At 74.6% G+C, this 11,040-nt stretch carries 7 protein-coding genes; 4 read left to right on the forward strand and 3 right to left on the reverse strand.

Annotated elements, in window-relative coordinates:
- A partial coding sequence (locus tag D476_RS37885) for a hypothetical protein (protein WP_017623593.1) occupies positions 1-2,061 on the forward strand: 2,061 nt, incomplete at its 5' end.
- A 2,457-nt stretch (positions 2,062-4,518) separates the two neighbouring features.
- On the opposite strand, the gene D476_RS0108895 is transcribed toward D476_RS37885, so the two are convergent.
- On the reverse strand, positions 4,519-6,423 hold the full coding sequence (locus D476_RS0108895) for a S9 family peptidase (protein WP_026123361.1): 1,905 nt from the start codon (positions 6,421-6,423) through the stop codon (positions 4,519-4,521).
- Positions 6,424-6,654: 231 nt separating this feature from the next.
- Between D476_RS0108895 and D476_RS38220 the strand changes: the two genes are divergently transcribed.
- The gene (locus tag D476_RS38220) at positions 6,655-6,816 is read left to right on the forward strand and encodes a hypothetical protein (RefSeq protein ID WP_017623596.1); all 162 of its coding nucleotides are present in this window, start codon (positions 6,655-6,657) and stop codon (positions 6,814-6,816) included.
- Between the two features lie 129 nt (positions 6,817-6,945).
- On the opposite strand, the gene D476_RS0108905 is transcribed toward D476_RS38220, so the two are convergent.
- Both D476_RS0108905 and sigK read right to left on the reverse strand, forming a co-directional pair.
- Positions 6,946-7,800 (reverse strand): anti-sigma factor, encoded by an 855-nt coding sequence (locus tag D476_RS0108905; RefSeq protein WP_017623597.1) that lies wholly within the window; start codon positions 7,798-7,800, stop codon positions 6,946-6,948.
- On the reverse strand, positions 7,797-8,390 hold the full coding sequence (gene sigK, locus D476_RS0108910; protein WP_017623598.1) for an ECF RNA polymerase sigma factor SigK: 594 nt from the start codon (positions 8,388-8,390) through the stop codon (positions 7,797-7,799). The genes D476_RS0108905 and sigK overlap by 4 nt, the downstream gene beginning before the upstream one ends.
- A 184-nt stretch (positions 8,391-8,574) precedes the next feature.
- Between sigK and D476_RS0108915 the strand changes: the two genes are divergently transcribed.
- Both D476_RS0108915 and D476_RS0108920 read left to right on the forward strand, forming a co-directional pair.
- Positions 8,575-10,275 carry a molybdopterin-dependent oxidoreductase gene (locus D476_RS0108915; RefSeq protein WP_040725739.1) on the forward strand — a complete coding sequence of 567 codons (1,701 nt, stop codon included), beginning with the start codon at positions 8,575-8,577 and terminating at the stop codon, positions 10,273-10,275.
- Positions 10,276-10,394: 119 nt separating this feature from the next.
- The gene (locus D476_RS0108920) at positions 10,395-10,733 is read left to right on the forward strand and encodes a hypothetical protein (RefSeq protein WP_017623600.1); all 339 of its coding nucleotides are present in this window, start codon (positions 10,395-10,397) and stop codon (positions 10,731-10,733) included.
- The last annotated feature ends 307 nt before the right edge of the window (positions 10,734-11,040 follow it).

Genomic DNA, 11,040 nt, shown 5'->3' on the forward strand with positions numbered 1-11,040 from the left:
GCCGACCCGCCCAGCCCGGCCGCGTACCTGGCCGAGCGGTTGGCCCAGGAGCCCGCGGGGGAGGCGGTCGTCGTCAGCGACCTGCTCGCGGGCGCCTACGACACCGACGCGCTCGCCGAGCAGGTGCGCGCGGAGTTCTCCCGGACCGACACCCCCTTCTACGTCCTGGTCCTGCCGCAGACGGTCGCGAGCGCCGACGGCGACGACCTCGTCGCCGCGCTCCGGGACCGCGTCGGGGAGGAGGGGCTGTACGTCGCCGTGACCGAGGGGGGCATCCGGGCGACGGCGGCCACCCCCGGCGTGCGCCTGCCCCTCCGTGACGCCCGGACGCTCCTGCTCGGCGACGAGGAGGTGGATTACGACACCTCACCGGCCCGGGTGAGCGAGCTCTTCGTGGACGCGCTGCTCGACCCCGAGGTCGAACGCAAGGCCGACGAGGCGATGGAGGACTTCGCGGACTCGGGCGGTGAGGGCGGCGCCTCCGACTCCGGCGACGACGACTCCTACGACGACTCGGCCTTCGCGGAGTTCCTGGACGACATGCGGCCCGACGACGAGACCGGCCTGGGCAACCTGGGGTTCCTGGCCGCGACCGTCGCCGGGGCCCTTGTGGCGGCGGGCGTCACCGGCCACCTGAGGCACAACGGGCTGCGGATGCCGCTCTGGGGGCCCGGCCTCGCCTGCGCGGCGGGGGCGGTGCTCGTGCTCGGGGCGGCGGTGGGATACGCCGCCTGGAACCCGGAGGACTCCACCGAGGGACCCGGTGCGCAGGAGCGGAGCGCGGGCGCCCAGGAGGGAGGCGGCTCGGCCCGGGCGGAGGTGAGCCCTGAAGAGGCCCTGTCCGAGCCCCCGTACGTCGCCGCCACCGAGCGTGTGGACCGGGTCGCCGAGGGGATGGCGGACGGGCGCATCCCCGTCGACCCGATCTGGTCCGGTGAGCGCGGGGACCTTGAGGGCCTGCGGGAACGGGCGGACGACGCGCCCGTGCCCGTGTACATGGCGGGCGTCATGTCCGTCCCCTCCGACGAGTCCGAGGGAGACCCGGACGTACTCGTGCACGCCCTGGCCGAGACGGTCGGCGAGGACGGCCTCTACGTCGTTACCGACCTGGGCACGGGCGGCCTGGAGTTCGCCACGCGCGGGGTCGACCTGCCCTACGAGGCGCAGTCCGAACTGAGGGACCTCGCCTACGCCGATCTCCCCGACAACGTGGTCGTCGCCGACCGGCTCGAGCCGGCGCTGGAGGTGGCGGAGAGCGCGGCCCCCGACCCGCAGGCAGGCGAGACCATCCCCTCCGCCGTCGAGGCCCTGCAGTACAAGGACGAGTACGGCGACGACGCCCCGCCCTCGCGCGCCGCCGCCTTCGTCGCCGAGGGCTTCTTCCCCGGCCTGCTGGTGATCGGGCCCATCGTCGGGGTCCTGCTGTACTTCACCGTCGCCCTCCTGGGGCGCGGGACGCTGTGGTGGGTGCGGATGCGGGCCGCGGGGCCCGGCAGGCGCCTTCGGCCCATGGCCGACCGCGAGGTCCGGCGCGCGCTCCGGGCCCTGGAAGCGCCCGCCTCGGACGGCCCCGAGATCGCCGAGGCCACGCGCGAGGCCGACATTGCGCTGCGGGCGCTGCGCGACGAGCGCGCCGACGAGCTGGACCTGGTCGGCGCCGTCGTCCTGGCCCGGCGTGCCGCAGGCAGACTCGACCCGGACACCGCGGACGCGGCGAAACGGCCCGTGTGCATGGTCAACCCCCTCCACGGGCCGTCGGCCGGGCACGGCCGCACCGAGCTCGGGCGCAAGCCCGGGGGCGAGTCCGGCGCCGGGAAGAGCGCCGGGAAGAAGGCCGACAGGAAGACCGGCCGGAAGGCCAAGGGCGGCAAGGAGACGCTCGCCATGTGCCGCGACTGCCTGGACCGGAAGGACTCCCGCCGGTTCCCCCTGCGGGTGCGCGTCGGCCCGGGCGGGGGACGCGTCTCGCACCTGACCCTGGACCGCGTCTGGGTCCGCCGTGAGTACGGCGCCCAACACATCCCCGACGAGCCCCTGGAGGAGGAAGCCCGTGCGCGTTGAGACCGGGGCCGCCCCGCTCGCCTCGCTCGCCGCCTGCGTGGTCGCGCTGGGAGCGGTGTCCACCGCCGGTGCCGGCGCTGCCGCTGCCGCTGCCGCCGGTACCGGCGGGGAGGGGGCGGGCCCCGCNAGCCCGGCCCAGACCATCGCCGCCGCGCTGGAGGAGTCTCCCGTCTACGTGGACCCCTCATACGAGAGCGCGATCCCGCAGGAGGTCCGCAGCGGGATGGAGGCGGACATCGAGGACAGCGGGGTGCCGCTGTGGGTCGTCGTGGTGCCGCTCGTGGAGGGGGACCAGTGGGGCGGCGACTCAGAGGCCTTGGCCGCCGCTGTGCACGACCGCATGGGGGAGCCGGGGCACTTCCTCATCATCGACGGCGGCGCGCCCGACGGCGTCGACTATCCGCCGCCGGGGGCCGCGGAGAGCGAGGAGAGCCGCGCGTTCCACAGCGCGCTGGCGACGTCCTACGCGACCGACTTCTCGGCGCCCATGGCCGAGCAGGCGGAGAAGGCCGTGGAGTTCGCCCTGGCGGACGACCCCGAGGCCGCGTACACCGAGCAGAAGGAGGCCGCTGAGGCTGCCGAGGACGCTGAGGGTGCCGACTCGGGCCCGGGGTCCTCCGGGGACACCGAGGACGGCTCTGCCGGGACAGCGGAGTCGGCGCCCGGGAACGCCCCCGGAGTGTGGCCGTGGGCGGCCGGGGCGGCGGTGCTGCTCCTGGCCGCGGTCGGCGGCGCCTATCTGTGGTACCGCCCCCGGCGCCTGCCCGAGCCTCCGCGGCATACCGCCTTCGACAATGTGGACCAGGCCCGCCGCGACGTCCTCCAGGAGCGCGCCGAGCGCGAGCTCATCGAGGTCGGCGAGCGGATCAGCGCCCAGGAGGCCGGGGCGGGGGAGGCCGCGGCCGCGGCGATGGCGACGGCCCTGGACGCGCACGCGGCGGCCCGTTCGGTGCTGGACTCGGCGCCCGAGGGCGATGCGGGGCTCGCCGACCTGGCGGGGGTCCTCGTCCTGTTGGACAAGGCCGAGGACGCCTTGGCGCGCGCGGGGAGCGGCGGCCGGGGGCGCGAACGGCGCCACTGCTACGCCAACCCGCTGCACGGCACGTCGACCGCCGACACCGACTGGCGCGAGCTGGGGAGCGACCGGACCGTGCGCGTGCCCCTGTGCAAGGCGTGTGCGAAGTCGGTGCGCACCCGGATGCGGCCCGACCCTCTGCTGGTGGAGCACGAGGGCCGGACCGTGCCGTACTACGACGTCCCCGCCGAGGAGAGCGTGTGGTCGGCGACCGGCTTCGGGACACTGACCGATGACCTGGTCGCGAGGGTCCAACGGGGCGGGCACACGGGCGGCGGCTGAGCGCTGTCGTCGGCCCGACGCAGCCTGACGTGCCTCCCGGTCGGAGGTGGGGCCCTGATACAGGTCAGCGGCCCTTCGGGGAGCGCCGTCGGCCGCCGGGCGTGCGGGCGGTCACCGAAGAGGGCAGCGATGGCCCAGCAGATGCCCTGCTCACGCGCCCCGGCCGGGCAACGGGCCACCGGGGTGCGAGCCGGGAGGGCGGTGGCGACGAAGGCCCGCTCCTTATCCCGCAGCGCTGTCGGGCCGCGGGCGTGCGGGGGCGCTGCGAACAGCGACGGCACCGTGAACCGGGCGGTTCCCCGACCCTACCGACCGTCCAGCGGGCCACCGGAGCGCGAAGCGGGAGCGCAGCAACGACAAGTAGGCAGCGGCCCAACCGGCAGCGCCGTCGGCCACCGAAGAGGGCAGCGGCCCAACCTGGAGCGCCGTCGGACGGCAGGCGTGTACGTGGCCACCGTAACCGGCGGCGACAGGAACAACAGGTGCCCACTCACCGACCCCGGCCGGGCGGCGGGTCAGCGCGGTGCAAGGCCAAAGGCGGCGACGCCAAAGGCGGCGACGCCACAGGCGGCCCCCCGCTCACGGGTCCCGGCCGGGCTGCAGACCGCCGCGGTGCGAGCTGGGAGGCGACGACGGCAAAGGGCCGCTCAGCTTCCCACAGCGCTGACGGCCACCAGGTGTGCGGAAGGTCGATCAGCGGCAACGTCTAGGGCGGTTGCCCGGCCCCGTCGGCCGTACGGCGGCCTCATCGCGGTCCGGACGGGCGGCGCGGCACCGGGGTTCGCGGTCTTCCGCATCCGTGGCGGCCGCCGGGCCCGCACCACGACCCCCGGCAGGACTGTGACCTGGGTGAATACTCCGCGTTAGGTGCGGTTCGGGGCCGGGAAGCGCACCCCGCGACGTCCGTCGACACCTCCGGGCGATGGAGACCGCGAAACCAGAACCGTCTATAGAGGCAGAATGCCCGATTTTCGTGTCCACTCGGAGCGCCTCGGTGAGACGCGCAGGCGGGCGCGCAACCGCCCGGCATCCCCCATTGGACGTTGGCGGCCCCGCACCGGGCCAACATCGGCTACGGACGCGCTACCGACCTCCGCCCTTCACAGGTGGCGTTTCCACCAGTCCAGGATCGCCTCGAACCTCGCCACCCGGTGGCTGGGCAGTCCGCTTCTCGACATTTCGTGGCCCTCGCCCGGGAACAGCAGCATCTCCACCTCCGCCCGGCGCGACCGCAGGGCCACGAACAGGCGCTGGGCCTGCTCGACCGGGCACCGCCAGTCCTCCTCCGAGTGGATGATCAGCATCGGGATGCCGATCTTGTGCGCCCGCTCCAGAGGGCTCTGGTCGGCCCACGTCGACGGGTCCCCGTACAGCTGCTCGGCGAACTCCCACCCGATGTCGCTGCTGCCGTAGTGGCTGTCGATCGCGTTGACCGCCCGCTCGCTGATCGCCGCGCGGAACCGGTCGCCGTGCTCGGCCGCCAGCCAGGTGGCCATGTACCCGCCGTGCGAGCCGCCCAGCACCCCCACCCGCTCGGGGTCCAGCCCGTCGCGCTTGAGCGCCTCATCGAGCAGGGCCAGCAGGTCGGCGGCGCTGACCCGGCCCACGTCACCGCGGACCGCCCTGCCGTGCGCCTCGCCGTATCCGGAGGACCCGCGCGGATTGCCCATGACGACCGCGTACCCCGACTCGGCGTACACCTGCGCCTCGTCGAAGACCCGCCACCCGTACTGGCTGAACGGCCCCCCGTGGATCATCAGCAGCACGGGGTGCGGGCCGGGCCCGTCCGGCCGCAGCAGCCAGCCGTGCACCGGGTACCCGTCCGGAGCCGTGCCGTCGACCTCCTCCATCGGGATCCACTCGCGCGCCGTCGCGAACGACGTGAGCCTGCGCTCCCCCTCCGTGTCGAGGGCCACCAGCTCACCCGGGCTCGCCCCGTCGCCGACCGGCACGACGGTCACGCCGCCCGCGCGCGCCGCGGTGCCCGCCTGGCGGGGGCCGTCCGTGAGCACGCGGGGCTCGCCCCCGCCGTAGGGCACGAGGAGCAGGTCCACGGCGCCGCGGTTCTCGCTGCAGAACAGGGCGCCGTCCTCGACGGCGGTGATCTCGGTGGCGCGCCCCATGGTGAAGCGCTCCACGTCCGTGAGGCGCACCGGGTCCGCCCATCCGTCGACCGGGACCGCCCACACGCCGGTGTTCTCGGTGGTGCACCTGCGCTTGTCCGGACCGGCGTCGGAGCCCGCGTAGACCACGGTCGCCCCGTCCGCTGAGAAGCGGGCGTGGCGGACGCCCTCACTGGTACGGGTCAGCTTGCGCAGGCCGGAGCCGTCGGGGGCGCACACCCACACGTCCTCGGCGAGCACCCGGTCGCGGTCGTCGTGCCGCGCGGCCACGAAGCACAGCAGATCGCCGCGCGGGCTCCAGTCCAGGCCGCCGTGGTCGAACCGGCCGTCGGTCACCTGCACCGCTTCGGGCAGGGAGCCGTCGTCACCGGGTTCGGCGGCCCCGACGGTGAACACGTGGGCGGGCCGGTCGAAGATGAACCCGTCGCCGTCGAAGCGGTAATCGAAGCCGGTGATGCGGCGCGGCGCCTCCTTGGCGGGGTCGCCCTCGTAGCGCCCCTCGTCGGGGACCCGGGAGATGAACGCGAGCCGCTGCGAGTCGGGGCTCCAGACCGGTGCGCCGGCGCCCTGAGGGAGGTCGGTGAGCCGCCAGGGCTCCCCGCCGTCGGCGGGCATGAGGTGCAGCTGCGGGCGCCCGCCGTCCGCGGTGCGCAGGAACGCGATGAGGCGCCCGTCGGGGGAGAAGGCGGGGGCGCTGTCGCGCCCGCCGCGGGTGAGCCGCCGCTCGGGGGCCGAGCCGTCGGTGGGGACGGCCCACAGCTCGCTCCGGTAGGAGTCGGTGTCGAGGCGGGGGCGGCTGGTGGCCACAACGGCCGTGCGGCCGTCGGGGGACAGCGCGGGTGCTCCGAGGGTGTGGAAGCGCTCAAGGTCGACTGAACTCATCCGATGACCCTAGCGTCGCCGATGTGGCCCGCACCACGGGAATCCCCGGCACGCGCCAGGGCCGGAACCGGCCGCGAGAGGGCGCTTCGCCCCCGGTGGGAATGCCGCCTTCGGGGCCGCGCAAGGGCGCGGACGCCGTCCGGAAGCAGCCCTCAGGGGTGACCCTGAACGTTCCCCCATCGGTCCCTTGGGCGGGTTACCAGCCGCCGTCCCGGCGCATACCGTGAAGGCATGGGACGGATCTTTCTTATCGCGCTCGTGATCTTCTTGGCCTTCTTCGCGGCGAGCTGGCTCTTCGGGATGCTGCTCGGCCTGTTCAAGTGGGTGCTCATCGTCGGCCTGGTGGTCCTGGGGGCGATGGCGGTGAAGAAGGCGTTCAGCGGCCAGAGGTGACGGCGCCGCGCCCCACCGGTGCATGCGCGCCCGCGCACGCCTCCGGCCCGCGGCGGGCACCGTCGGCGAGGGCGGCCGTGGAGCCGCCCTCGCCGACGCATGTCCGGGGCCGACGGGCGCCCCCGTCGCTCACACGTCGACCTTCATCGGCTCCTTGCTGGGCTCCGGCATGCCCGTGTCCGGCTCCATGGTGATGCCGAGCTGGGTCGCGCCGGACATCCCCTTGACCATGCCGGTCAGCATGCCCTGGCCGTCCTCCTCCAGCATCCCGGCCGAGCGCATGCCGTCCTCGTCGACGTACCACAGCTGGTAGGCCTTGCCGTCGGGGGCGGGCGGCAGCCCCTTGACCATGATCATCATCGTGTCGTGGTCCCCCGACGCGAACACGGTGGCGTTGGCCTCGCTCTCGGAGACGGGGCGGTCCATCTTCTCGGTGTCCGGTGCCGCCAGCAGCGCCTCCACCTCCGCCGTGTGCTCCTGCAGCTCGCCCATCCGCCGCGCCTGGTCGACCGAGACCGCGCCCAGCACGACGGCGACCGTGACCGCAGCGGCCGCCACGGCCCACGGCAGGCGCCGAATCACCCGGGACCGGAGCGGGACCACGGTCGCACCGGAGCCGTCGCCGTCCCGGCCGGACGGGCGGCCGCCGCCATCGGAGGCGCCACCGTCGGCGTCCCCCGTGCCGCCGCCACCGGTCCCGGTCCCGGCCCCGGCCCCGGAGTCGGACCCGCTCGCGGCGGCCTTCGGCGGGAGCTGGCGGGTGCGCGCGGCCTCCGCCTCCACCTTCTCCCACAGGCCCTCCGGCGGCCCGGCCGCCTCCGCGGCCCCCAGCCGCGCCGCCGTCTCCCGGAAGTCCCGGAGGTCGCGGCGGCAGTCCTCGCACTCCGCCAGGTGCGCCTCGACCTCGGCCCGATCGGCCTCCTCCAGCGCGTCCAGCGCGTACGCCGCCGTCAGGCCGTGCACGTCGTACCCCCGCGGGCTCACGCCTCCACCCCCAAGCAGTCGCGCAACCGGATCAACCCGTCCCGGAGCCTCCCCTTGACCGTCGTCAGCGGGACCTTCAGGGCGACGGCCGCCTGGTTCTGGGTGTAACCGGCGTAGTAGGTCAGCCGCACCGCCTCGCGCTGCAGCCCGGTCAGCCGCCCCAGGCACCGCCGGACCCGCTCGCGCTCCAAGCGGTGCTCCACCGCGTCGGGCACCTCGTCGGCGGGTGTCTGCCGCGGCTCGGCCCGGCCCACGCGCGCCGTCCGGTCCGCCGAGGCCTGCTCGGAGCGGACCCGGTCCACCGCCCGCCGGTGGGCGATGGTGAGCACCCACGACCGCACGCCCCCGGCCGACGCGTCGTACCGCGCGGCCTGGCGCCACACCTCCACGAACACCTCCTGCGCGACCTCCTCGGCCTGGGCGTGGTCGAGCAGCACCCGGGCCGCGGTCCCGAACACGGGACCGGCCAGCTGCCGGTACACCCCCTCGAACGCCTCCATGTCGCCCAGCGAGGCTCTGGCCAGCAGCCCGCCGAGCCCGTCGTCGGCGCCCGTGCGGTCCGATGCCCGCGACGGCAGCGCTTCGTCCACCCGACCTCTCCCGTCCCTCACGTCTTCGGTTCCGTCATCCTTCCATTCGGAGCCGGGGACGGGGAGGCGATGCCGGACCTGGGGACAACCGTGCCGACCGGGTCCGGGAAAAATTCCGGGAGAACTTCGGACGGGGCGGTCGCCCCCCGCGCACCCGCTCCGAAGGAGGGGTGTGTCGGAACTGATGAAGCAGACGCCCCGGTGGGCGGCGGCGGTGTGCGGCCTGGTGGCCGGTGGCGCGGGGCTGGCGGCGGCGGAGGCGGCCGCGGTGCCCTTCGGGCCCGTGGCCTCGCCCGTGCAGGCGGTCGGGGCCGCGACGATCGACCTGGCCCCGCGGCCGTTGAAGGAGTTCGCGGTGGCGGCCTTCGGCACCGCCGACAAGGTCGTGCTGCTGGTGGGCATCGGTGTCGTGCTGGCCGTGTTCGCGGCGGCGCTGGGCATCGCGGCGCGCGGCCGCCGGTGGGTGGCGGGCACGGGGGCCGGGGTGCTGGCGCTGGTGGGCGCGGCGGCGGCCGGGACCCGGCCCGACGCCGGGCCCCTGGACATCCTGCCCGCACTCGTCGGCGGGGCGGTGGCCTACGTGGCGCTGGTGCTGCTGACGAACGCCGCCGCCGGTGCCGGAGCCGAGCCGGACTCGGGAGTGCGGGCCGACGAGACCGGTGAGTCCGGCGGGCTGAGCGAGTCGGGCGGGCCCGGCGGGGCGGCCGTCGGAGACCGTGCCGACGGCGCCGACGAGGCCGAGGCCACCTCGGGCGCCCCTGAGCCCTCGGAGACTCCGGACCGGCAGGGCTTCGACCGTCGGCGCTTCGTCCTCATCGCGGGCGCGGCCGCCGCCGCGTCGGCGGCGGTCGGCACGGGGGCCGGGCTCTACAGCAGGACGAGCGCGGGCGGCGCGGCGCAGAGCAGGGACTTCGCGCTGCCGAAGCCCGCCTCCCCGGCGCCGCCCGTCCCCGACGGGGCCGACCTGGAGATCGAGGGCGTGGAGTCCTTCTTCACGCCGCCCGGGGAGTTCTACCGGATCGACACGGCCCTGTCGGTCCCCCGCATCGACGCCACCTCCTGGCGCCTGCGGGTGCACGGCGCCGGGGTGCAGGAGCGCGAGTACACCTTCGCGCAGTTGTTGGAGCGCGACGACATCGTCGAGCGCGACGTCACCCTGGCGTGCGTGTCCAACCAGGTCGGCGGCGGCTACATCGGCAACGCGCGCTGGATCGGGGTGCCGCTGGCCGAGCTTCTGCGCGAGGCCGGGGTGCGGCCGCCCTCCGAGGGCGGACCGGCCGACCAGCTCGTGTCCCGGTCCGACGACGGCATGACCATCGGCACCCCGGTCGAGACGGTGATGGACGGGCGCGATGCCATGCTCGCCCTGGGCATGAACGGTCGGCCGTTGCCGCCCGAGCACGGTTTCCCGGTGCGGATGGTGGTGCCCGGCCTCTACGGATACGTGTCGGCGTGCAAGTGGCTCACCGAGATCGAGCTGACCACGTTCGACGCGTTCGACGCCTACTGGGTGCCGCGCGGGTGGGCCGCCAAGGCACCGATCAAGCTCCAGTCGCGCATCGACACCCCGCGCGACGGCGCGTCCGTCGGCGGGGGCGGTGCGGGGGTGACCGTCGCCGGGGTGGCCTGGGCGCAGCACGTCGGCGTCGACGGGGTGCAGGTGCGCATCGACGGCGGCGAGTGGCGCGACGCGCGCCTGGCCGAGGAGGCGACCGAGGACACCTGGCGCCAGTGGGTCTTCGACTGGGAGGACGCCGAACCCGGCGAGCACACGGTGAGCGTGCGCGCGGTGGGCCGGGACGGCGAGGTGCAGACCGCCGACGAGGCGCCCCCGGCGCCCGACGGCGCGACCGGACACCACACGATCACGGTCTCGGTGGGCTAGCCGGGTCGGCGGGGCCGGACGGTTCGGCCCGCGCGAGACCGGGCGCCCCGGGGTCCGGGGCGCCGTGCGATGGAGCGATCAGACCGATCGACTTCGGAATACCGATGAAGGAGAGAACGATGAGCGAACGTCCCCTGAGCCTCCTGCGCCGCCTGGTCGCCGCCGGTGGGATCGCGTCGGTGGTCCTGCTTTCCGGTGCCGCCGCCTGTGACAACTCGGGCGATGGAGCGGAGACCTCCGGCCAGGAGGAGTCGCAGGACGGCGACGAGATGTCCGAGGACATGGAGGAAGGCGACTCCATGGAGGACGAGGGCATGGAAGGCGAAGAGATGGAGGACGGCGAGGAGAGCGGCGGCTCCATGGACGAGGACATGGAGGGCGAAGAGGGCGACATGCAGGACGAGGACATGGGCGACGAGGGGATGCAGGAGGACGAGGACATGCAAGGCGAGGGCTGACGCCTCGGCTTCGTCTCGCCCATGATCGGCGCATGACTCCCGGCGGCTCCTGAGTGCTGCGGTAGCAGCTCTCAGGAGCGCAGCCGTGTTCGCAGACCGACCGCTCCGAATAGTGGGCAGTCAGGGAACTGCAATTGCGGACGGATATGGACCGCGGTGGATGCGGATTTGGTCGCTTTTCGATAACGTCCAGCATTGGCCCAGGTCGGAAAGTGTCGGCTCCGCGCAGGCGGAGATGGACCGTACTACAGCGTGCTGCTGACCGACACCGGCACGTCGGCTCCGCGCAGGCGGAGATGGACCGGGC

This window comes from Nocardiopsis chromatogenes YIM 90109 (genome assembly GCF_000341185.1).
Taxonomy (GTDB): Bacteria; Actinomycetota; Actinomycetes; order Streptosporangiales; family Streptosporangiaceae; genus Nocardiopsis_A; species Nocardiopsis_A chromatogenes.

Coding starts and splice junctions, on each gene's coding strand:
- D476_RS0108895 (WP_026123361.1), bottom strand. CDS start 6,423: ATGAGTTCAGTCGACCTTGAGCGCTTCCACACCCTCGGAGCACCCGCG.
- D476_RS38220 (WP_017623596.1), top strand. CDS start 6,655: ATGGGACGGATCTTTCTTATCGCGCTCGTGATCTTCTTGGCCTTCTTC.
- D476_RS0108915 (WP_040725739.1), top strand. CDS start 8,575: ATGAAGCAGACGCCCCGGTGGGCGGCGGCGGTGTGCGGCCTGGTGGCC.
- D476_RS0108920 (WP_017623600.1), top strand. CDS start 10,395: ATGAGCGAACGTCCCCTGAGCCTCCTGCGCCGCCTGGTCGCCGCCGGT.